The organism is Paenibacillus sp. EB106-05-06-XG162 (genome assembly GCF_058791655.1).
On sequence record NZ_JBYTDT010000001.1, the window covers coordinates 184,376 to 206,827 of the forward strand.

General features: G+C 49.0%; 20 protein-coding genes. 18 read left to right on the forward strand and 2 right to left on the reverse strand.

Annotated elements, in window-relative coordinates; all coding sequences use genetic code 11:
- Positions 1-72: 72 nt before the first annotated feature.
- From AC3WU2_RS00605 to AC3WU2_RS00660, 12 genes are all read left to right on the forward strand, one after another.
- The gene (locus tag AC3WU2_RS00605; protein WP_492450383.1) at positions 73-2,283 is read left to right on the forward strand and encodes a helix-turn-helix domain-containing protein; all 2,211 of its coding nucleotides are present in this window, start codon (positions 73-75) and stop codon (positions 2,281-2,283) included.
- Positions 2,284-2,405: 122 nt separating this feature from the next.
- Positions 2,406-2,825, forward strand: coding sequence for an acyl-CoA thioesterase (locus AC3WU2_RS00610; protein ID WP_492450385.1), 420 nt, complete (start codon positions 2,406-2,408; stop codon positions 2,823-2,825).
- A 41-nt stretch (positions 2,826-2,866) separates the two neighbouring features.
- On the forward strand, positions 2,867-3,721 hold the full coding sequence (locus tag AC3WU2_RS00615) for a 3-hydroxyacyl-CoA dehydrogenase family protein (RefSeq protein WP_492450387.1): 855 nt from the start codon (positions 2,867-2,869) through the stop codon (positions 3,719-3,721).
- Positions 3,722-3,771: 50 nt separating this feature from the next.
- Entirely contained in the window at positions 3,772-4,551 is a 780-nt protein-coding gene (locus AC3WU2_RS00620) for an enoyl-CoA hydratase/isomerase family protein (protein ID WP_492450389.1), read from the forward strand.
- Positions 4,552-4,562: 11 nt separating this feature from the next.
- Positions 4,563-5,747 (forward strand): acetyl-CoA C-acetyltransferase, encoded by a 1,185-nt coding sequence (locus AC3WU2_RS00625; protein ID WP_492450391.1) that lies wholly within the window; start codon positions 4,563-4,565, stop codon positions 5,745-5,747.
- 12 nt (positions 5,748-5,759) lie between these two features.
- Entirely contained in the window at positions 5,760-7,319 is a 1,560-nt protein-coding gene (locus AC3WU2_RS00630) for a class I adenylate-forming enzyme family protein (protein ID WP_492450393.1), read from the forward strand.
- Complete coding sequence (locus AC3WU2_RS00635) at positions 7,316-8,542, forward strand: FAD-dependent monooxygenase (RefSeq protein ID WP_492450395.1); 1,227 nt, start codon at positions 7,316-7,318, stop codon at positions 8,540-8,542. Before AC3WU2_RS00630 ends, AC3WU2_RS00635 begins: the two co-directional genes overlap by 4 nt.
- Before the next feature lie 32 nt (positions 8,543-8,574).
- Positions 8,575-9,159, forward strand: coding sequence for a hypothetical protein (locus AC3WU2_RS00640; protein WP_492450397.1), 585 nt, complete (start codon positions 8,575-8,577; stop codon positions 9,157-9,159).
- A 33-nt stretch (positions 9,160-9,192) separates the two neighbouring features.
- A complete protein-coding gene (locus AC3WU2_RS00645; protein WP_492450399.1) occupies positions 9,193-10,143 on the forward strand; it encodes a fumarylacetoacetate hydrolase family protein in 951 nt (316 codons plus the stop codon).
- Complete coding sequence (locus AC3WU2_RS00650) at positions 10,140-10,640, forward strand: DinB family protein (RefSeq protein ID WP_492450401.1); 501 nt, start codon at positions 10,140-10,142, stop codon at positions 10,638-10,640. Before AC3WU2_RS00645 ends, AC3WU2_RS00650 begins: the two co-directional genes overlap by 4 nt.
- 14 nt (positions 10,641-10,654) lie before the next feature.
- On the forward strand, positions 10,655-11,770 hold the full coding sequence (locus tag AC3WU2_RS00655) for a cupin domain-containing protein (protein ID WP_492450403.1): 1,116 nt from the start codon (positions 10,655-10,657) through the stop codon (positions 11,768-11,770).
- Between the two features lie 46 nt (positions 11,771-11,816).
- Complete coding sequence (locus tag AC3WU2_RS00660; protein ID WP_492450405.1) at positions 11,817-13,097, forward strand: phenylacetate--CoA ligase family protein; 1,281 nt, start codon at positions 11,817-11,819, stop codon at positions 13,095-13,097.
- 69 nt (positions 13,098-13,166) lie between these two features.
- On the opposite strand, the gene AC3WU2_RS00665 is transcribed toward AC3WU2_RS00660, so the two are convergent.
- Positions 13,167-13,559 (reverse strand): YkvA family protein, encoded by a 393-nt coding sequence (locus tag AC3WU2_RS00665; RefSeq protein WP_018756872.1) that lies wholly within the window; start codon positions 13,557-13,559, stop codon positions 13,167-13,169.
- A gap of 8 nt (positions 13,560-13,567) precedes the next feature.
- Positions 13,568-14,503, reverse strand: a complete 936-nt coding sequence (locus AC3WU2_RS00670) for a helix-turn-helix domain-containing protein (protein ID WP_492450408.1) — start codon at positions 14,501-14,503, stop codon at positions 13,568-13,570.
- A 71-nt stretch (positions 14,504-14,574) separates the two neighbouring features.
- Here AC3WU2_RS00670 and AC3WU2_RS00675 point away from each other — a divergent pair, with 71 nt between their 5' ends.
- From AC3WU2_RS00675 to AC3WU2_RS00700, 6 genes are all read left to right on the forward strand, one after another.
- A complete protein-coding gene (locus AC3WU2_RS00675) occupies positions 14,575-15,567 on the forward strand; it encodes a Gfo/Idh/MocA family protein (RefSeq protein WP_492450410.1) in 993 nt (330 codons plus the stop codon).
- Positions 15,568-15,580: 13 nt separating this feature from the next.
- On the forward strand, positions 15,581-16,567 hold the full coding sequence (locus AC3WU2_RS00680) for a Gfo/Idh/MocA family protein (protein ID WP_492450412.1): 987 nt from the start codon (positions 15,581-15,583) through the stop codon (positions 16,565-16,567).
- 159 nt (positions 16,568-16,726) lie between these two features.
- Positions 16,727-17,881 carry a type III polyketide synthase gene (locus AC3WU2_RS00685; RefSeq protein ID WP_492450414.1) on the forward strand — a complete coding sequence of 385 codons (1,155 nt, stop codon included), beginning with the start codon at positions 16,727-16,729 and terminating at the stop codon, positions 17,879-17,881.
- Positions 17,871-18,602 (forward strand): methyltransferase domain-containing protein, encoded by a 732-nt coding sequence (locus AC3WU2_RS00690; protein WP_492450416.1) that lies wholly within the window; start codon positions 17,871-17,873, stop codon positions 18,600-18,602. The genes AC3WU2_RS00685 and AC3WU2_RS00690 overlap by 11 nt, the downstream gene beginning before the upstream one ends.
- A gap of 5 nt (positions 18,603-18,607) precedes the next feature.
- Positions 18,608-19,780: an NAD(P)/FAD-dependent oxidoreductase gene (locus tag AC3WU2_RS00695; protein WP_492450418.1), complete on the forward strand. Its 1,173-nt coding sequence runs from the start codon at positions 18,608-18,610 to the stop codon at positions 19,778-19,780.
- Between the two features lie 216 nt (positions 19,781-19,996).
- On the forward strand, positions 19,997-22,354 hold the full coding sequence (locus AC3WU2_RS00700) for an AraC family transcriptional regulator (protein WP_492450420.1): 2,358 nt from the start codon (positions 19,997-19,999) through the stop codon (positions 22,352-22,354).
- Positions 22,355-22,452: the final 98 nt, after the last annotated feature.

The window sequence follows — 22,452 nt, forward strand, 5'->3', positions numbered from 1 at the left end:
CATAGGAATCGCCATTTACTTGTTTCGATAAGTAGACGGCGATTTTTTTATTAGAAAGGGGCTGTAGCTGACATGACCACTCAGCGAAAACATAAAATGCTAATGAGCAGGCTGGACATCCATCTTCGAAAGACAGCGCGGCAGATGATTCAGTTCGATACGCTAGGCGAGACGCTGCACTATTTAATCGATTCGTTTCATTCCAAATTAGCATGTGATTACATGGCAATTATGACCATGGACGGAATGCAGCTTAAGATAAAGGCCAAAAAGGGAACTGCCGCTTGTTTTGAAGCTTGTTTTCCGATTGTAGCGGATGCTTGTACACCGCGGATTTTTCAACAGTCGATGACTTCATTTGACGTATTGCAAGGGAAAGAGGCGTGTCAATTATTATCCTGTCTGGATGAAGAACAATTTCAGACCTGGTTCACCATTCCGATCCGCCGCGAAGATGAGAGCAGCTTGGGATTGTGCGTCATTGGATTCCGACATTTTGTCCATTTAATGCTTGAGGCGGACACATTATTTGAGGAGTACGGTAAAGACATTGCAACCGCCTTTGCACTTGCTAAGCAGAAAGAACATGAAGTTAAGCGCATCAAAGGACTTGAGTGGTTAAAGGAAAATGTGTACCTGGATGGTTCTTCGCTTGAGCAAATTGTAGAAAGCATCGTCGAGAGGGCTGGCAAAGGGACAGGCGCCACAGCAGCAGCTGTATATTTGTACGACGAGGGGGCGAACTGTCTTGTCCTTCAATTACCGACCTATGGGGGATATTCCCTCCCGGAACGAATCGATCTGAAGGAGTTGTATGATTTAACGTCCTACTTTGCATATTTGGAACAAACCGGCGGGCAGGAAATCACGATTCCATTAACCATTAATTTGAGATCCATAGGAATCTTGCACGTCTTAAACGGGGAAGACTCGACTTTTACTTCCGACGATTTGGAATTGCTGCAATTCTTAGCATCCCATGTCTCGTCTTTAATTGAAAATATCAGATTATACAGCAGCGAAAAAGACCAGAAGTACAGGTTGGAGAAGTTCATGCAGCACCAACAGCAAATGGTGAAGCATACGCTCGAAGACGATGGATTCGAGAACATTACGGTATTTCTATCCCAAATGATGAGTTGCTCGGTCATTTTATTCGACCGTTTCTTTCATATAGCTTCTAGCTCCATACGGGATAAGGACGAAGTCAGCTTGGATGTTATGCTGCAAGAGATTGCGGCTCATAAAAAGAGTTTCCAACAAAGCAAGCAATTGGAGCATTGGATGACGAGTGAAGGGCAATATGAAGCGGGTATTTGGAAAGTCGTTGGTGCCGGAGAGGTTCTTGGCTATCTGGGGTTGATCATGCCCAGAACGAAGCTCGATATGGTGCTCAGAATGACACTGAACCATACGTTGAATGTCTATGCGGTTCAATTTATTAAGCAGAAAGTCGTTCTAGATGTACGTGAGCAGGTCAAGGACGGCTTCTTTTATCGGTTATTTGCGGAACAGCTTCATGATATCAACGAGATTCGAGAGCATGCCAATTTGTTCAATTGGAATATCGACGAGCCCCATACAATCGGCATCTTTGTGATTCAATTCGAGAAGGACGATCAGAAGTCAGATTTATTCGAAACTAGCGCCAGAAGAAACTGGATCTGGGAACGGATCAGGGAATATGTATCCCGTACTAAACCAGGAATCTTGTTAACCCGCAAAGACGAGTATGTCATCACAATCGTACCGCAGGAGATAGCGAAAGGAGATTTCTGGAAAACATTCTATGACCGCATTCAAAAGCTCGTGCAGGCCGAATACGATAACGCGGTTCTTTATGCCGGCATTAGTCAAGAAGCGAGTCACATCAGTGAGTATCCCCTATGCTTCAAACAAGCGCAAAAAACATTGACGATCTTATGCTCCCATTTCCCAACCAAAGGGTATCTCAGTTTTCATCAGCTTGGCGCCTATTCCGTGTTGTATCATTTGGGCGATCCGCTTGCCGCGCCTCTATTTATTAAAAGCTATCTTGAACCCCTGCTATCGTATCGGGATGGAAAAAACAAAGATTTATTCCATACCTTGAGAACCTATCTGCAAACGAACGGCAACATTAAAGATACAGCTGAAATCTTGTATATTCACCGCAGTTCTTTGAAATATCGTCTGGAAAAAATAAGAGAGCTTCTGGGATTCGATATCGACGACGCGGAACAGCGGTTTAATCTGATGCTCGCTTATAAGCTGCATGATCTGTTCAGCGAGGAGATTCAATGAGGTTGAACTTACCGTACACGGTGGACGAAAAAGCGGGTTTCTTTTGGCACATGGTATACATACTCACGCTGAAGTCCCCCAAGTACAATAAAGAGGTAATAGCATATGGAGGGGAGTTAGCGATGTACAGTACGGTATGGGAGTTTAAAGTACGATTCGCGGATACAGACGCCGCAGGCATTGTGTACTATCCGAATTTTTATAAATGGATGGATCAGGCGACGCACGAGATGTTCGAATCGATCCATTATCCTACGAACAAGCTCCTATCCGAGCAAAAAGGCATTCCGCTTGTCGAGGCGCACTGCCAATTCCGACGGCCGCTGCTTTGTAGCGATATGATCAGGATTGTCTCCAACATCGAAGAGGTGAGAAACAAGGTTGTGAAGATTAGGCATACGTTCTTCCGCGACGAAGAATTAGTGGCGGAGGGGTATGAAATCCGGGCATGGGTCTCCATGTTGGATGGCGTGTTGAAAGCGCAGCCTCTACCGGAAGAATTACGTCATCTCCTGATCTCTTCGGACGGGTCAGATTATTAAATTTATCATCTATCATTTCATAGTCGAAAGGAAGGTTCATCATGGCTATATCCATCATAGGAGTTGTCGGAGCAGGCACCATGGGGAGCGGGATTGCTCAACTTGCCGCACAGCGAGGGTTTCAAGTTATGTTATTTGATATGAATAACGAGTTGGTGAACAAAGGAATCGGTAGAATTGGAGCTGGGCTTCACAAATTAGTGGAAAAAGGCAAACTGGCGGAAGACGAGCGGGAGTTGGCCATGTCGCGAATCGAGGGAACGAGCGATTTGAACGTGTTATCTGATGCGGACGTGGTCATTGAAGCGATTGTAGAGGATATGGAAATTAAGAAGGATATGTTCCGCAGGCTTGATGAAACGGTGAGGCCGGAAGCGATTCTGGCGACGAACACCTCGTCTCTCTCGATTACTTCGCTTGCTGAAGCAACCAGCCGTCCTGAGCGCGTTGCAGGGATGCATTTTTTCAATCCCGCCCCGATAATGAAGCTGATTGAGGTTGTCAGAGGATTCAAATCGAGTGATGAGACGATTGCCGTACTTATGAATCTGGCGCGGGAATTGGGGAAAGAGCCGATTGAAGTGAAAAAGGATTCACCTGGCTTTATTGTCAATCGGATTATGATTCCGCAATTTATAGAAGCGATCCGTTTGCTGGAGGAAGGTGTCGCGTCAGCTGAGGATATTGATAAAGCCGTTACGCTTGGACTTAATTATCCGATGGGGCCGTTCGCCCTGCAGGATTTCGCCGGCGTAGATATCGGGCTGCATGTGATGGATTATTTCTACGAGGAATTGAAGGATGACCGGTTTGCAGCTCCAACCTCGTTAAGACGATTGATTCGGGCGGGCCGTCTCGGTAGGAAGACAGGAGCAGGCTGGTATGACTACCAATAATACTTTAAGTGCGTGAATTACCTCTATATGAGGATGAAGGAGAAGAGACGATGAATTACGTAGCTCTAGAATGTGAATTGATCGGGAAAGTGGCTGTCATCACATTGAACCGGCCCTCGATGAATCCAATCAATCAACAAATGTTGATTGAACTGTATCAAACCTTGAGTGACATCGAGCTCAATGATGAGATTCAGGCGGTAGTTCTTACAGGAAGCGGCGAACGCGCTTTTGCTGCCGGTGCGGATATGTCAGAAATGAAGGACCTGGACGCAGAAGGGATGAACAAATGGAATCAAGTATCGCGCAGATCTTTTGACAAATTGGCGAACTTTGGGAAGCCGGTCGTTGCTGCGATCAACGGGCTTGCCCTGGGCGGAGGCTGTGAGCTGGCGCTTTGCTGCGATTTCCGGATTTGTTCGGAGCATGCCAAAATCGCCCTGCCTGAGATTAACCTAGGCATCATTCCAGGCGGCGGGGGAACCCAGCGGCTGCAGAGACTTATCGGGCAGGCGAAAGCGAAAGAACTATTGTATTTCGGTGATATGATCACAGCCCAGGAGGCTCTGAACTACGGATTGGTGAATAAAGTTGTGCCGCTGGATGCGCTTCTGGACACGGCGAAAGAGTGGGCTACTAAATTAGCTGAGAAGCCCGCTATTGCGCTTCGCATGATGAAGACGGCCGTGCAAACGGGCGCCGATACGGACTTGCACCATGCGATAACGATTGAATCGGTGTGCTTCGGCAACACATTTACGACGCAAGACCGTCAGGAAGGCATGACGGCTTTCTTTGAGAAACGCAAACCGAATTATTCGGGTCGTTAGGGGCTGATATCGTGAATGGAACAGACATTGTATTGATTGATGGGGCAAGAACGCCATTTACCCGATTTTGCGGTTCGTTCCGTGATATTTCCGCTATCGATTTGGCAGCAACTGCCGCTAAAGAGGCTTTGACGAGAAGCAAGGTAGAAGCGGGCGAGGTAGATCATGTCGTCTTCGGCAATGTCATTCAGTCGAGCCCGGATGCCGTATTTTTCGCTCGTCATGTTGGACTGAAGACGGGAATACCAATACCTACACCTGCGCTGACGGTCAATCGGCTGTGCGGCTCCGGACTGGAGGCGATCACTTCGGCAGCGAGATTGATTCTGTCGGGCGATAGCCAAGCGGTGTTGGCTGGAGGCGGTGAGAATATGAGCCAAATCCCTTATGTGGTCCGGGGTGCCCGGACAGGTCTTGCCCTTGGAGCAGCACCGATGCAGGACTATTTGTGGGAGGCGCTGTATGATTCCTACGGCGATTGCACGATGTCGGCTACAGGGGAGAATGTTGCAGCACGTTATCAGATTACAAGAGAAGAAGCGGATGAGCATGCTTACGCAAGCCATCGGAAAGCGCTTCTGGCTATGGAATCAGGCACGCTTCAAGAGGAAATTGTTCCGGTGCCGGTTGTTGAGAAGAAGAAATCGCGTCTGGTCGATAAGGATGAGCATCCTCGAGCCGATACGACGAGAGAGGCGCTTGCCAAGCTGAAGCCAGCCTTCAAGCAAGGAGGCGTGATTACGGCGGGGAACGCCAGCGGAATCAATGACGGAGGAGCGGCCGTCGTTCTCACATCGGCTGCATATGCGGCCAAGAGGAATTTAACACCGATCGCACGATTAGTTGCTTGGAGCGCAGTCGGCGTCGAACCGAAATACATGGGGATCGGACCGGTCGATGCGATCCGGCAAGCATTGAACAAAGCCGGCATGTCTTTAGCTGATCTGGATTTAATCGAAATCAACGAGGCATTCTCAACACAATATTTGGCGTGTCAGAAGGAACTTGGCTTCGATCCAGACATTGGCAATGTAAACGGTGGGGCGGTAGCACTTGGACACCCTTTAGCTGCGTCGGGCACGCGCATCGTACTTGCGCTCCTGTATGAGCTGGGGCGCAGAAATAAGAAATACGGCACAACTTCCGTATGTATCGGTGGTGGTCAAGGTATCGCAGCCATATGGGAACGCCTATAAGGAGGGAGAAGGATGGGGGAGGGGAAATATAACTTGACCATCCCGCAGCTTCTACAGAGGGCTTGCCATGAGAGTCCTAATCGAGAAGCCCTATATGACGGCCAACGTAGAATGACCTACCGTGAGCTTCTAAGGGAGTCTGAGCAGCTGGCAGCAGCTTTGTATGCGGATGGAGTTCGACAAGGCGACCGGATTGGCGTCAGCCTGCCGAATTGGCACGAATGCGTCATCATCTACTTTGCAGCGTCGCGTATCGGAGCTATCATTGTGCCATTTAACCCGAGATATCGTCTGCAAGAAGTCGAATTTATTGTCGGGAACGCTGGTCCCAAATATCTTTTTGTGAGTAACGGTTTTAACGATTTCATGGATAGCGAAGCGTTAGCGGGAAGTACGATGATCACGGTACGCTACGGACACAGCCATTTTCGGGATTACGAAGCTCTGTTAAGTAAGGGAGACTGGCGTAATCTAGCAGAGGTTCCATTTCCGGCTCTACACGATCCTTTTGCCATTCTCTACACCTCCGGGAGTACTGGCTTTCCCAAAGGCGTCATGCTGAGTCATCAGAACATCGGTTTTACAAGTTCAATCACCTCCGAAGTTTTGTTATGCGATTCGAATGACGTCATTCTGGTTCCCGTTCCGTTATTCCATGTGTTTGGTATCGTCTCTTGCCTAATTTGTACCGTCGTATGTCAAGGACGCATGGTGCTCATGGAAAGATATAAAGCAAAAGAGGCGCTAACACTCATTGCGCAGGAGAAGGTTACCATTCACCACGCCGTTCCGACGATGTTTATTTTGGAATTAAACGAGCCGGACTTCGATACCTTCAATCTATCGTCGCTCAGGACAGGCATCATCGCCGCTGCTCCTTGTCCGGCTGATACGATCCGTCAGATCCGATCCAAGATGGGATGCGATATTTGTGTCTCTTATGGGGCGACGGAGACATCGGCAGCTTTGACGATTACCGCATTTAACGACGCTGAAGTGCTGAAGTCGGAGACGGTCGGCAGAGCGGTTGAGGAAGCCGAGATCAAGATTGTCGATAAGAACGGGGGCGAATTGCCATCCGGGGAAGTTGGAGAAATCGTATGTAGAAGTCCCGGTGTCATGATTGGATATTTTAATCCAACGAGCCCAAACGAAACGATAGACAGCGAAGGATGGTATTATTCAGGAGATCTTGGCACTTTAGATGAAAGCGGTTTCTTACGAGTTGTTGGCAGAAAAAAAGAGATGATTATTCGCGGAGGCTATAACATTTATCCAAGAGAGATCGAGGAGCTTCTCTATCAGAATCCTCATATCCTGGAGACTGCAGTTATCGGTGTTCCAGATCCCGTGATGGGAGAGAAAAGCTGTGCGGTCATCAAGCTGAAAGAAGCAGGCTTATTGGAAGAAGATATCAAGAATTACTTAAAAGGGAAGCTGGCGAATTATAAAATTCCAGACAAGATTATTTTTACCGATGAATTGCCCATGACGCCGAGCGGCAAAATCCAGAAGGTTAAATTAAAAGAAAAAATCATAAACGAGCTATTTATGAAGGAGGACAACGTATGAGCTCGCATCAACACATTCAACGGCCCGTTCTCGTGGCAGGCGCTGGGCCTGTCGGGATGACTGCGGCACTCGCTCTGCGCAGCTGCGGCGTTCAGGCGACCATTGTGGAGGCAGATCCTCAGGAACGTATTCGTGCGGGAAGCCGTGCTATCTATATTCATAACGCAACACTTAAGTTGCTTGAGCAAATCAAGCCGGGTCTAGGCTTTACGCTTGCTAGGCATGGCCTTACCTGGCCGGTAAAACGTACGATGTATCAGGGCAAAGAAGTCTACATGAAGAAATATCCGTCAGCTCCGCCAAACGAACTCCCAGCATTTACGAGTCTGGCACAGGTGGAGATCGAAAAGCATCTTTATCAAGCTTGCCTTGATGCAGGCGTGGAATTTGTCTGGCATACGCCGATCAAGCATGTGAAGACGGATCCGAATGGCGTCACATTGACATCAGAATCAGGTAAAGAATGGACGGCCCCGTATATCATCGGTGCGGATGGCTCACGCTCTGTCGTTAGACAAGAGCTTGGCATGAAGCTGGTTGGTCCACGCTCGAGCGATTCGTTCCTTGTCGTAGATGTGAAGGAGGACCCGGATCATCCTCTGCCGCTGGTTCGAACCTTTCATTACAAGCATCCTGAGATGGGGGGACGCAATGTGCTGTATGTGCCGTTTACTGGTGGCTGGAGAATCGATTTGCAACTGCTGGAAGGCGATAACCCGGAAGATTTCGGCGGTGTGGATGGCGTACGTAAATGGCTGCCTAAAGTGATGGATCCGAAATATGCTGATCGCATTACATGGGTATCCACCTATCAATTTTACCAAGTGGTGGCCGATTCCTATACGGATGTTCATCGACGAGCACTGTTAGTTGGTGAAGCGGCTCACCTATTCGCTCCATTCGGCGCACGTGGATTAAATTCTGGCGTTCCTGATGCACTGTTGTCTGCGAAGGCAATTGCCAAGGCTCTTGAAGCCAGCGATCCTAACGAAGCCGAGCAGGCAATTCTGGCCGCAGCAAATGAACGTCAATTTGCAGCTGAATATAACCGGGACTGCGCCGGCATTGCGCTTGAGCATATACAGGGTAGTTCCCCTTCCATGAATACGAAGCGCGAACTCGCCGCTTCACTGTCCTCCATCGTGCCGAGTCTTGGCAGATGGTTGGATGAAGGGCCGTATGGACCGAGAACGAACCATGTCAAGATGAGCACCAAATATTGAGATGTCAATTCATTGAACCTGGGAGATGGAGCATGGCAAATCTATTGAAAATTTCCAATATGAATACCCAATACTCACAAAGCCAGTTTGCTGCTTCCCTGGCTTCGAGAATCCAAAATATCCGGTGGTATTCGGCACATGAGCAGCAAGGCAAACCCTTAGTTACTAATCTGCTTGAGATGTTTGGAAGCGGATTTGGGATATCGGATTTTACGGTTCGTTGGCTTTCACTGGACGAATTATCCGCCATGATTGACGAGATGAATTTGGCCGAAAGTCCGTTGTGGGGTCATTTGTCTCCTATTCCCGAACGGATTCGTCAGGCTGCAGAGGCAGCAGGGCAGCAGGATGAGTTCGTCTTTATTTTCAATGATTTCATGGAAATCGTATTTCATGCAGCCTATGACGGAGCTTATCGTGCTTTTGGTTCATGTGGAGAGAAGACGCTGAACTATGCTGTAGGATCGGCGTTATATGTCAGCGCTTTGGCCGTGGGCTGGGCGATGTTCGCAGAAGCGGGGCAATTGGGAGACAACCCGTTCCTTCCTTTGGTCGCCGTGTTTGAATCCGGATATTGGCCGATTGGATTTTATAAGAATCAATTTTACGTACAGTAAATTCTTAAGTCATCCATAAGGAGAGAGCTATGTATGCGATTAGTTAGTTTTAACCACGAAGGCAACCATAGAATCGGCGCATGTATGGAGGAGCGTATCATCGATTTAAATTATGCATGCGAAGAGATGCTGAAGGCGCAGGGACAACTGCGGGCCAAGCCCATTGCGGATGCATATGTGCCTGCGAACATGGTGGAGTTTTTGCAGGGTGGAGAACAAAGTAAGGAAATGGCCAGGAATGCCATCGCCTTCGCTACGCAAAGCGGAATGCATTTCTCTCGTAAAGTGATCCTGTCAATCTCCGATGTGCGGTTGGAAGCCCCTGTTCAGCATCCATCCAAAATGATCTGCGTCGGTCACAATTACCGGGAACATATTCTGGAAATGGGCAGAGAGCTGCCTTCATATCCTGTTGTTTTCGCGAAGTTTGCGAATACCATTATCGGTCCTCAGGATGACATTCCGTTGTATCCCGTGTCGGATCAGCTGGACTACGAGGCTGAGTTCGCTTTTGTGATGGGTAGAAGAGCTAGAAATGTCGCACAAGAAGATGCATTGGACTACGTTGCCGGCTACACCATCGCGAACGATGTCACCTATCGCGACCTGCAGCGCAGAACCATTGAATGGCTTCAGGGAAAAACCGTAGAAGGCAGCGCTCCTATGGGTCCGTGGTTCGTAACAACCGACGAGATAGCGAATCCTTCAGGACTGGATGTCGTACTAACCGTCAACGGCGAGGAACGACAACGTTCCAATACGGAAAATCTAGTGTTCACCGTTCCCTATCTAGTCGAATTCCTTTCAGGCCTTATGACGCTTGAACCCGGAGATATCATTCTGACAGGAACGCCCGGAGGCGTCGGCGTGGCTAGAGCGCCTCAAGTGTTTTTACAGGACGGGGATGTCGTGTCCATCGAAATCGATCAGATCGGCGTCCTGACCAATCAAGTAAAAAAAGTGAAGCAGGGGGAATTGCGATGAGTAAGAGACAGGATGCCATCGAGGAGATTGAACGTCTGTCGGATCAACTGATGAATCAAGCAGCGGGTCTATCGGAAGCGGTCCTGCGTTGGAAGCCGTCCGAGGAGGCATGGTCCGTCATGGAAATCCTATGCCACGTGGAGGAGGCTGTTCCTTATTGGCTGGAGGAGCTGGAGCGCACTGTAAAATCTCCAAGCGTTGAATGGGGGCGGGGGATTCAGGATGAAGCAAGATTAGCAGCGGTAGCTTCTGCCGGGCAGCGTGACCTAGACGATGTATTGCACGGAATCGTACAAGGGAAGCAAATGGCCAAGGAAGTTCTTGGCTCTGTCCGTGATGAAGATCTTGCGATCGAGGCTTCAAGCCGTAATCCACGCTTTGGAATTAAACCGATGGCGTTTATCGTCTCACATCTGTTGATTGAGCATTTGCAGAAACATTTGAACCAAATTCAACGAAACCTTCAGCAATATGAGCAAGTCAACCAATCGATGTAAAGGGAGGCAGTTAAGTGGAAAAGAACAATTATATTCAAAGCCAACAGGTGCTGGATTTCAATCAAGAAATTGAACGATTTCATTTAGGACCATTGTGGAACGCGATTCCTGCGCTGATGCATCATGAACCGCAGCCACAAGCTGTCCCTTATCTGTGGAAGTGGGAGACGCTTTACGCGAAGTTGATGGAGGCCAAAGAAATATTCACGCCTGATCGAGGGGGAGAACGAAGAGCAATTTATCTTCAGAATCCAGGACTGAAGAACCGAGAGCCGTGGGGCTGGGCTTCGACGACGCAGACACTTTATGCTGCCGTTCAGCTCATTCTCCCGGGTGAGACGGCTCCTTCTCATCGCCATACGCAGTCGGCGCTCCGGTTTATCACAGAAGGCGAAGGTGCTTATTCGATCGTTCAAGGCGAGCGGATTTTCATGGAGGAAGGTGACTTCCTGATCACGCCGCAAGGGCTGTGGCACGGACATTCTCATACAGGCACCAAGCCGATGATCTGGATGGATTGTTTGGATATTCCGCTGATTTACAGCATTGGCGGTACGTTCTTCGAACCTTACCCGGACAAAATCGAAGCCCCTTCGGTCCCGGATAATTATTCGGCACGGCGTTATGCGGGAGGGATGGTCAGACCGATCTCAGACCGCACACCTAAGGCTGCTCCTCTAGGTAGTTATAAATGGAATCAGACGCGGCAAGCATTGGATAGTCTTAGCGAGTTCGAACCAGATGTGTATGATGGCCATGCTGTTGAGTATATCAATCCTTCCACAGGCTCGACGTCGCACCCGAATATCGCTTCCTGGATTCAGAAGCTTCCTGCGGGATTCGCAGGCAAAGCCCACCGGCATACGCATGCAACCATTTACCACGTATTCAAAGGTTCGGGATATTCGGTTATTAATGGTGTGAAATTCAGTTGGTCTCAGGGTGATTTTTTCGTTGTGCCGAATTGGGCTTGGCATGAACACGTCAATACGTCAAGTGCAGACGCCTATCTGTTCTCTTGCAGTGACCTTCCGGTCATGGAGAAGTTCAACCTGCAGAGAGAGGAGGATTATGCAGACAACAATGGATGTCAAGACATCGTGGATGAGTTCGTTCCCTTATTGCCTTGATTCATGATTCGTGTTGATAATCCAACGTTTATGGAGGTCGGGGTGCTTGGAAAACACGGCAGCTTCTTATCGAGTCCGCGAAGACGAAGTCGAGCTTGAAACCTATCAACTGCAAAAGTTAAACCAGCTTTTAGTCTTCGTTCTGGAGCGAAATCAGTTTTACAAACATAAATTAAGCGAACTTCCTTTGCCGATCCGTTCCTTAAGCAGCTTGCACAGCATCCCGTTGACGACAAAAAAGGAACTTGCAGAAGACCAGATTCAGCATGCTCCCTATGGTCTGAACCATTCTTATCCGGAATCCAGCTATATTCGTTATCATCAAACTTCAGGTACTTCAGGCAGACCATTAAAAGTATTGGATACGAAGGAAAGCTGGGACTGGTGGCAGGCGTGCTGGCAGGAGGTTTTGCAATCCGCAGGAGTGACAAGTAACGACCGGCTGTTTCTCGCCTTTTCTTTTGGACCGTTCATTGGTTTCTGGGCTGCGTATGAAGCAGCTAAGGATGCAGGTGCTCTTGTCCTTCCAGGGGGGGGTCAATCGTCATTAGAAAGACTGTACAGCATCATTGAAAATAAAGTGAGTGTGCTGCTGTGCACGCCGAGCTATGCGCTGCATCTGGCTGAACTCGCGGAGCAGAACGGCTTCGACATCAAAAACTCTCACGTGAATACCATCATTACGGCCGGAGAACCAGGAGGTTCTATCCTGTCAGTGCGACAGCGCATCGAAAGCTTATGGAATGCGAAGCTTTTTGACCACGTCGGGATGACCGAAGTAGGCGCCTATGGTTACTCTTGTTCGCTGCAAAACGGAATTCATGTGAATGAAGCTCAATTTCTGGCGGAAGTGATCGATCCGGATACCTTGGAACCTGTCCAAGATGGAGAGAGCGGAGAGTTGGTGTTAACAAATCTGGGCCGTTATGGATTCCCGCTAATTCGGTATCGAACGGGTGATCGAGTAACCAGAGCCAGCAGTCCTTGCGCTTGCGGCAATCCATACTCATTTTTTCCAGGAGGAATTATCGGACGTGCAGATGATATGATTATCGTTCGAGGAATCAACATTTTTCCGCAATCGATCGAGTCTATTGTCCGCGAGTTTTCGCAGATTACAGAATTCCGCATCGTCTATTACACCCTGGAAGAAATGAATCAAGTGCGTGTCCAGATCGAGGCAGCCGAAGATATCGGCAGTGATTTAAAGGTTCGCCTCCGGGAAAGAATCGGGCTGCGTATCGAGGTGGAACAAGTTGAACCCGGCGTACTGCCTCGTTTCGAGATGAAATCAAGACGTGTATGGGATCAGCGGGCCAACAAGTGAATATCTCGATGATCTTATCTCGTATCAAGCATCGTCAGCAAATAACAGATACAGAAAGAAAGGCGCAGCTTACGGCTGCGCCTTTTTGTCATCTCCATGTAAGAAATTATCCGCTTGTTCCCGGTGCTCGTCCGTAATCTGGCCGGATATGGCCTTGATTCCTGCTACAATCACGGCGGCATCATCGGTAAATCCAAGTCCAATCAGGGCATCTGGAATTGCGTCCACCGGTGAAATGAAATATGCCAGTGCGCCGAAGGCGATTCCTTTGGCCCATAACGGGGTTTTGGCGTCAACCGCACAATAGTACATCGCAACGGCATCTTTGGTGAATGGGATTTTACCGGCGAATTTCTTCGTTTTGGTCCAGAAGTTTTTCTTCACGATTTCCTCATTCTCTTGGCTATAGGGAAGTTCTTGCAGGGATAACTCTGAATGGATAGAATCATCGTCTTTTTTCATAGGATCAGCTACACTCCTCTCATCTTCCGTTTATATTCTCTAGGCGTACAGCCGCAGAACCGTTTGAACAATTCATAGAAATGCGCCATGTTCTCAATGCCTACGGCTTCTGCGATGTCGGTAACGTTCTTGTTGCCGATGGCCAGCATTCGCTCCGCTTTGGCAATTCGTTTCCGATTGACGAAATCGGTGAAAGAGATCCCGACCTTGCTCTTAAAATACTTCGAGAAATACGTATAGCTCATGCCCGCCATCCGGCTTACTTCACTCATATCAATTTTGTCCGCCAAATGAGCTTCGATATACGCTGTCACTGGACGTAGCACGTCTGCATCGACATATTCATGCGCAAGCAAGAGCCCCTGGTCATCGTTGCGCAGCAGCGTCAGAAGCAGGTGCTTAATATGCATGCTGACCGCAATCTCGTAGCCTTTCTTCTTCTGCATGACTTCCTCATGGATGTGATGCAGGATTGCCCCAACTTCACGCTGTACGTGCGGGAACTTGCGAAAGATGTAATTCAAGTCTTCGAGCGGATTCAGCACTTCCATGAAGTGTCTCGTATAATGCATCATCGCCGGATCGAAGTACGGCTCTAGATCAATGTGAAGGACGATATACGCAACATCTTGTCCAACAGGCGTAAGTCCACGATGAAGCTGTGAGGAACCGATGACCACGACATCGCCTTGGTTCAGCCGATACGATTGGGACGGCGTATGCATCTCATGGACGCCTTCTACGACAAGGACAAACTCCACCTCTTTGTGATAATGCCATTGCACAGGACCTTCATGCTCATCACCTGTATGCGTAAATTTCCATACTTTCATACATAATTGCGGGTTCTGATAATGGATCGGTTCTTGAATAATTTGCACTGCGCCAACCTCGCTATTTTCTCCCAGAATAAATATGGATATAAATCGGTTAAATAACCGCATATACGTGGGTCTTCCCTGAATGTATCATTTTTCTATAGGGAAGTACATATCCAAGTGAAGGGGATGTAGCGATGAAAGTAGCGGTATTAGGTTGCGGTGGATTGGGTCGTATCCATGCGAGCATTTATGCAGGTATGCGAGATGTGGAATTAACGGGCGTTTGTGATATACAACAGGATCTGGCTGACGATGCAGCTCGTATGACAGGGGCTGTAGCTTACACCTCATTTGAGGAAATGCTGGAGCAGGCAGAATTTGATGTAATCAGCATTGCGTTGCCTAGTTATTTGCATAAGGAATATACGATGCTCGCAGCCAAAGCGGGCAAGCATGTCATCAGCGAGAAGCCGATCGCCTTGAATCTCGAGGATGCGGAACAGATGATCCGCTGCTGTGAAGAGAACGGTGTTCGCCTGTTCGTCGGACATGTCGTTCGGTTTTTCCCGGATTACGTCAACATGAAACAAGCTTTGGACGAGGGAAAACTAGGCCGTGCTTGCGTCGCACATGCGAGTCGAATTGGGGGACATCCTGGGGCGACAAAGGCATGGTATAACGAGATTGAACAGAGCGGTGGCGTCATGGTCGATTTGATGATCCACGATTTGGACTTCCTGCGCTGGTCGCTGGGTGAAGTTAAAACCGTGTACGGGCTCAATCGCAGGGATGAGCTGCTCGATTATGCCTTGGTTACGCTACAGTTCGAGAGCGGAGCCGTCGCGAATGTGGAAGCGAATTGGGGCTTCCCGGGGCAGTTCCAGACCAAGGCAGAAATCGCCGGCAGCGAAGGCATTGTGCAGGCGAATAGCCTGAAAAGCAGCTCGCTCCAAATTCATAAAGCGCCATCCGCTTCCGAGGCGAGCACATTCGTGACGGTTCCGGAAAGCCCCGGATTCCAAAGCCCGTATGAGCTAGAGCTGCTACACTTCATCGATTGTATTCGCACAGGTTCGGAGTCGATTGTCACCGCTAGAGATGCCTACAAGGCCTTGGAATTGGCATTGGCTGCGATCGAGAGCGCAAGGACAGGCCAAGCAATCTATCTTCCATTGGTACAACGATAAGGAGGAATGAAACATGAAGAAGCTTAGAATCGGAATGATTAGTTTTGCGCATGGTCATGCATTCTCATATTTCAATTCGCTGCATGCGCTGCCTGAGGTCGAGGTAACAGGAATTGCGGATTCGGTGCCAAGCCGGGTAGAAAACCTTGTGCGCGCGCATCAATTGTCTTATTACGAAGATTACCGGCAGCTGCTGGATACGGATATCGATGCGGTCGTCATTTGTTCGGAGAATGTGTATCATGCCGAGATCACGATCGAAGCCGCGAGACGCGGCAAGCATGTCCTCTGCGAAAAGCCGCTCGGGATTACGAAGGAGAGCATGGAGGCGATGATTGCGGCTTGTCGGGATAACAATGTACAGTTGATGACAGCCTTCCCATGCCGCTATTTGGCTGCTGTAATTCAAGCGAAGAAAGCCGTTGAGCGAGGAGAAATCGGGGATATTATCGCGATTAAGGGCACGAATCGAGGCAGCTTCCCTGGCGGCTGGTTCGTCGAGCCAGAACTTTCGGGCGGCGGGGCCCTGTTGGATCATACCGTACATGTGATGGATCTCATGAATTGGATCATTGGCAGCGCCGTGAAGGAAGTATATGCGTACGCAGCGCCGCTGTTCCAAGAGAACATCGAGGTAGAGGATGCCGGCATGATTCATGTGAAATTTGCAAGCGGCGTATTCGGGGTGTTAGATACGAGCTGGTCGAGAAATGGCACGTTCCCAACTTGGGGCGATGTGACGATGGAGATTGTCGGCACGAAGGGCGTCATTTCCGTGGATGGGTTCGCGCAGAAGAACGAGCTCTACAGTAAGGTAAACGGTAAAGGGACTTGGGAATTCTGGGGCGATAATATGGACGCCTACATGATCCAAGACTTCGTAGATGCGATTCGCAGTGACACGCCCGTACCGATCACCGGGGAAGATGGTCTGCGCTCCACGCATGTCGCGTTGGCTGGCTATCAGTCGCTTCAGCAAGGACAGCCGGTCCAGATATAAATTCGAGTTCCGGAAATCATATTTCCAACCCAGTCCGTATTGGACTGGGTTTTGTCATGTTCCGAGATGGGTAAGATGATGAGAACGGCTCAGGAATAAACTGGAAGTTTCGAAAGGTCTTATAAGCCGTTAACGCTACATTTAGGAGGTTATGATGGTATGGTAGCTGTAAAGCCAATGATTGCCATGACAGGGATCGGCACGGCGTTGCCGCCCTATCGCATGGACCAGGCAGATACGACGCGCCGGATCGTCGATGCGCTGAGCAGCAACCCGGATTCGGCCCGATGGGCCAGAAGAATATTCAAACAATGCGGGGTCGAGACTCGCTATACGTGCGAGCCGGACTTGCTGAACGATGCTTCGGCATGCCGTTATTTACCGAAAGGAGATCGTTCGGAGGTTCCATCCACGGCAGAACGAATGGCCGTCTATAAGAGAGCATCCGTTCCGCTGGCTATAGCCGCGGCAAGAGACGCCTTGGCGGATGCGAAGATGAATGCCGATCGGATTACGCATCTCATCACGGTCAGTTGTACCGGGCAATTCCTTCCAGGAATCGATGCTGCTTTGGTTCGAGAGCTGGGGCTAGCTCCTTCGGTCATGCGAATCCCGCTGACCTTCATCGGATGTGCTGCCGGTATGAAGGCGATTTGCTTATCGAAGCAGCTGGTATCTGGCGATCCGAAGGCGAACGTATTAATTGTATGCGTGGAATTGTGCACGCTTCATATTCAGCCATCCGGGGATCGGGATGCCTTGTTCGGCGCTTCTTTTTTTGGCGACGGTGCTTCGGCATGTGTGATCGGTGTGGTCGGCCCGCAGCATCAGCAGGTCTATCTGCTCGGTGATGATCATACTGTTCTGCTGCCGGGGGGCGCTGATGAAATGATCTGGGAGGTTGGGAATGCCGGATTTGACCTGTATCTGTCACCGAATATTCCGAGACTGATCGGTGAATATGTTCCGGCCGAAGTGTCACGGCTCATCGGGGAGGCTCATCTGGAATTATGGGCGATTCACCCGGGTGGGAAAGGCATCATCGAAGTTCTGCAAGCAAGATACGGTCTGTCGGATGAGCAAGTCGCCCCAAGTCTAGGCGTCTTGCGAGACATCGGGAATGTGTCCTCCGCTACGATCTTGTTCGTCATGAAGAAAATGAGGGAGCAGCTGCGGGAGCGAGGTACAGCGCGTGCAGCCGGCTTGGCGTTAGCATTCGGCCCTGGATTGACGGCGGAGATGATCAAGATCACGTATGTGGCCTCCAAGGTAACATCCAAGCGCCGCACGGAGGATGCGCAATATGTTTTATAAACTGCGGGGCCGGGCTTCGGCGGCTGAGCTCATGGACGACTTCTCCAGCGGTGGAGAGGAGCTGCGTGAAGCGCTTCGGGAGCTTCGCCTGTTGAATCGACTGTTCGTCGCATCGGCACCGACGCTGTATGGAGTTAAGCAGCTATGGCAGGCGGCAGGCAAGCCGAAGCGTCTAACGATTACGGACGTTGGCGCCGGTTCTGGCGACGTGAATCGACGCGTGCTGCAATGGGCTTCGATGCAAGGTGTTGATCTCGCGATCACGTTAGTCGATATGACCGAAGAAGCATGTGCCGAAGCGCGTCTCTTCTTTCGGAATGAGCCGCGCGTTCAGGTCATGCGGGGAGATCTGTTCAAGCTTCCTGAAGGTGGCGCTGATATCGTGACGGGAACGCAGCTGCTGCATCATTTTGCGGAAGAGGAGCTTCCCGGTGTCATCGTGAGTATGCTGCGAGGGGCGCGACTGGGCGTTGTCGTCAATGATATCCATCGGCATTGGATCGCTTGGACGGCGGTATGGCTTACGACGCGGATTATGTCTTCCAACCGGTATATTCGTAATGACGGTCCCTTGTCCGTGGCCAAAGGCTTTCGATCGCAGGATTGGAAGCGACTCAAGCAGGCTGCGGGGATCGACCAGATGATGTATTCTTGGCGGCCGTTGTTCCGCTATACCGTCGTGATCGGTAAACCGGTGTCAAATTCAAGCGGACGGAGCTGAACGAAATGGAGCATTATGCGGATGTCGTTGTGCTCGGGGGAGGCATTGCGGGAAGCTGCATCGCCAAGGCACTCGCAGATAGGCAGTGGGAGACGGCCTTAATCGACCGACAGACCTTTCCGCGTCATAAGGTGTGCGGGGAATTTCTGTCGCCGGAAGCGCAGAGCACGCTGCACGCACTTGGATTAACCGAGACGGTTGCGGCACTTCATCCGCAGCGGATTGAACGGGCTCGGCTCATCTTCGAGCATGGCGGTGAAATCGAGCTCCCGATCCCTGGCGCTGCCTGGGGATTAAGCCGATATGCGATGGATGAGGCGCTGCATTCAGCTGCGATGCAGGCCGGTGCACAGCTGCACCTGTCGACCACGGTTACAGGGATAGCGCAGCATGGTAAAGGATACACGGTTCGAACGAAACAGGGAGCGAACATGAGCCTGTTCCACGCCCGGGCTGTCATTGCGGCCTGGGGAGCGAATTCGCGAGTTGCACATACAGGACATCTTCTGAATGCTGCTGATTCGGGCCAGCAAGCCTACATCGGTGTTAAAACCCATTATGACGGTTTAACGATGGAGCCAGTGATTGAGATGTATTTCTTTCGAGGAGGTTATCTCGGACTGTGCCCGATCGAGGATGGCAAAGTAAATGCGGCGGCGCTGCTGAGCCGCAGCGAATTCGCAAAGGCGGGCAAATCGGTGTTGTCTATTCTGGAAACGGCAGTCCAGCGCAACCGGAGGCTTGCTGCACGGCTTGCTGCCGCTGTGCCATCCCCTAGCACGCAAGCTGCAATCGCCCCCGTCTATCTGCAGCGTAAGCCGGCGCCATGGGACGGGTTTCCTCGCTTAGGAGACGCTTCCGCCATGATCGCACCGCTCTGCGGAGACGGGATGTCTATGGCGCTGCGCTCCGCCGCATTGTGCGCGCCGCTGGCGGACAGCTATTTGCGCGGGAACTTATCCCTGCAGGATTGGGAACAGCGCTTTACACAAGCGATCCTGAGGGAGTTTTCCGGACCTTTACGATGGGGGAGCGTGCTGCAATGGATCATGGGCAAGCCTGTAACCCAGCAGTTGCTGCCGATCGCAGCAAGAATTGCACCCGTGCTGGCCAATGGACTCGTGCAAGCTACAAGGCTAAAGCCGTTAGAGACATTGGAATTTTACTCAAAGCGCTAGGCGGATCCTTCTTAAGATGAATAAATGCGAACTTTCGGCGCCGATGATTCGGCGTCTGTTTGCGTTCCGAGACTTCCTTTGACAAATAAAAAATGAAACGCTATCTATCCAAAAAATGAGAAAATAAGGTACAATGTTTTTTGATGTCTCTAACCTCACAAGCAAGCGAATTTCTTTTATTTATCAGACAGATTGATAAACAAAGAGGGTGGTCATATGCGTTCGAATCACAAAATACAACGTAGTTATTTCCGCAAGATTTATCAGTGGGTCATATTGGCCATGCTGCTGCCGCTTATTTTGTTCGCGCTTATTGCATTAGTGAAGGTTGAACAAGCTGTTCTGGATAACGAGTACCAATCGAATAAAAAAATATTGTACCAGGTGAAATATAATATTAACTTGATGGATGATATGATTGTTAACTCAATCTTATCCATGTACTATAAACCAGAAATAATGCCTTTGATTTTTAGCCAGCATGTCGAATTTGCCGATATGCTGCGTGAAGTGAACAAAATCAAAACGTCGATCATTGGCACGAACCCTTTCATTCACTCTATCTATTTGTATAACGGCTCGACCAAAACGTATTACACGACGCAGGATAACCTGTTATTTCAAGACTTGAATTTCGAAGCCTTGATGCAATCCAAGAAGAACATACCGAAATTAAAACCTTTGCCAAGAAAAATCGAATATCCCATTGGGAATGACAAGAAACGGTTTGAGAATGTCGTCACCTATCTGATGTATGATTTTAAGGATGCTTCCAATCAACCGGATGGGGCCTTAATCGTCAATGCCAGCACCGAATGGCTGCTCAATAACATTAAGGACATCAATATGGTCGATGAGAAGCGCCGCGATAAAATTGTCATTATGGATGATCATGCGGAAATTGTCGGTAACGATCTAGAGAAAGGCTCTTTGGAAGATTCGTTGAAAGCGGTTTACCTACGGCACATGAAAGAACAAGATCCTTCAGAAAAAACGGGTTATTTTACGGAAAACATCCATGGGGAGAAGTATCTAATCACGTATACGTTTGTAGACAAAATGAATTGGACACTCGTGAAAGCGCAATTATATGATGAAGTTTTTCAGAAAATAAACACGTTGAAATATACATTGATTGCCATCATTTGCGGGATTATCTTGCTAGCCATTATGACTTCGATCTTGATATCCAGAAAAATTTATAAACCGATTGGCAATTTGGTTCATGTTGTATCCAAAGGAACCGAATTAGACCATGCTCATGCACAGGATGATGAAATATCGTACTTGAACAAGGCCTATCAGTTTTCGATCGAACAGTTGAACCAGTATAAGCTTGAGAAGCAATCCGACCGAGAAATTTTGAAGGCTTATTTTCTAAGAAAGCTGTTAGTAGACAGCCGCTCCGTAACCCCAGATGAGTTTGTTAAGGCAACCGTGGAATCGGGGGTATGCCTGACACAGGCTGCACCGGGACTCGTATGCATCTTAAAGATTGATGACTACGCTCAATTCGAGCAATTGTTCAGTCATCTGGATCGTGATCTCTGCATGTTCGGGATTATCAATATTACCCTGGAAATATTCTCGGAATGTTGTAAGGTCGAAGCTGTCGAAATGAAAAACGATCATATTGCCTTTATTATGAACCTAGGCGATCGAGACGAGGATACAATGGTTTCGGAAGCAACGAAGCTCTGGAACAAAGCGCAATCGTATATCAGTCAATATTTTAAAGTATCCGTTTCTATTTTTATTAGCGACACATGCGGCAATCTCCATGGCTTGACCGAAAAATATCATGTGGCGTTGAACAATTCGGTGTACCGTCTGATATTCGGCAAGGGCTGCATTCTAACCAATCGGCTTATTGCGGCGAATACGGAGAATGGACAGGTTGGTTATTCTGCTGCGTTAGAAAGAAAATGGGTCGATTCGCTAAAAAGCGGGAATACTGTCTCCGCTGAAGAAGTGTTAAGTAAAATATTTGATGAAATCCATAAGCTGAGCTACAATAACGTCGTTTTATCGGTGATGAAATTAGTGAATACGCTGCAAGAGACAACCGAGGAGATGAACAGAAACAGGCTAGAGCCGCTGCAGTTCAATTTTAATTTGTTTTCCAACCAGCTGTTCACGATGGGAACGCTTCAGGAGCAGCACGATCATATCATGCAAATTTGCAGGAATGGCTTGACCAAAGTGGAGCGTACAGAGAACGACAAACATGCCATCATTGCGAGCACGGTGATGGAATTTATTCAAGCAGATTATGCGAATCCGGAATTGTGTCTGCAATATATTGCCGATAAGCTGAATTTATCGCCTAAGCAAGTGAGTAAAATTTTCAATCAACAGTATGATCGAACGGTTGCCGATTATATGAATGAGGTGCGGCTCGAGAAAGCCGTGGAATGGCTTCATAATTCGAATCGCAGCATCAAAGACATTTTACAGAAAATTGGCGTAGAGAATGAGAGCTACTTCTATAAACTGTTTAAAAAGAAATACGGCGTAACTCCGAAGGAATATGTATTGAACAAAAATATAAAAGAAACGCGGCAGATCAACTAAAATATAGTGTGATTCTGGAGAGGCGCTTTACTGTACTTTCGTGCGAAGTACAGTAAAGCGCCTCTTTTTACAGTCGAAAATGCTATAAATGTCCCGAT

Excerpts from the sequence above, each read along its gene's own strand:
- AC3WU2_RS00605 (WP_492450383.1), top strand. The coding sequence starts at position 73 with ATGACCACTCAGCGAAAACATAAAATGCTAATGAGCAGGCTGGACATC.
- AC3WU2_RS00610 (WP_492450385.1), top strand. The coding sequence starts at position 2,406 with ATGTACAGTACGGTATGGGAGTTTAAAGTACGATTCGCGGATACAGAC.
- AC3WU2_RS00615 (WP_492450387.1), top strand. The coding sequence starts at position 2,867 with ATGGCTATATCCATCATAGGAGTTGTCGGAGCAGGCACCATGGGGAGC.
- AC3WU2_RS00620 (WP_492450389.1), top strand. The coding sequence starts at position 3,772 with ATGAATTACGTAGCTCTAGAATGTGAATTGATCGGGAAAGTGGCTGTC.
- AC3WU2_RS00630 (WP_492450393.1), top strand. The coding sequence starts at position 5,760 with ATGGGGGAGGGGAAATATAACTTGACCATCCCGCAGCTTCTACAGAGG.
- AC3WU2_RS00635 (WP_492450395.1), top strand. The coding sequence starts at position 7,316 with ATGAGCTCGCATCAACACATTCAACGGCCCGTTCTCGTGGCAGGCGCT.
- AC3WU2_RS00640 (WP_492450397.1), top strand. The coding sequence starts at position 8,575 with ATGGCAAATCTATTGAAAATTTCCAATATGAATACCCAATACTCACAA.
- AC3WU2_RS00645 (WP_492450399.1), top strand. The coding sequence starts at position 9,193 with ATGCGATTAGTTAGTTTTAACCACGAAGGCAACCATAGAATCGGCGCA.
- AC3WU2_RS00650 (WP_492450401.1), top strand. The coding sequence starts at position 10,140 with ATGAGTAAGAGACAGGATGCCATCGAGGAGATTGAACGTCTGTCGGAT.
- AC3WU2_RS00665 (WP_018756872.1), bottom strand. The coding sequence starts at position 13,559 with ATGAAAAAAGACGATGATTCTATCCATTCAGAGTTATCCCTGCAAGAA.
- AC3WU2_RS00670 (WP_492450408.1), bottom strand. The coding sequence starts at position 14,503 with ATGCGGTTATTTAACCGATTTATATCCATATTTATTCTGGGAGAAAAT.
- AC3WU2_RS00675 (WP_492450410.1), top strand. The coding sequence starts at position 14,575 with ATGAAAGTAGCGGTATTAGGTTGCGGTGGATTGGGTCGTATCCATGCG.
- AC3WU2_RS00680 (WP_492450412.1), top strand. The coding sequence starts at position 15,581 with ATGAAGAAGCTTAGAATCGGAATGATTAGTTTTGCGCATGGTCATGCA.
- AC3WU2_RS00685 (WP_492450414.1), top strand. The coding sequence starts at position 16,727 with ATGGTAGCTGTAAAGCCAATGATTGCCATGACAGGGATCGGCACGGCG.
- AC3WU2_RS00690 (WP_492450416.1), top strand. The coding sequence starts at position 17,871 with ATGTTTTATAAACTGCGGGGCCGGGCTTCGGCGGCTGAGCTCATGGAC.
- AC3WU2_RS00695 (WP_492450418.1), top strand. The coding sequence starts at position 18,608 with ATGGAGCATTATGCGGATGTCGTTGTGCTCGGGGGAGGCATTGCGGGA.
- AC3WU2_RS00700 (WP_492450420.1), top strand. The coding sequence starts at position 19,997 with ATGCGTTCGAATCACAAAATACAACGTAGTTATTTCCGCAAGATTTAT.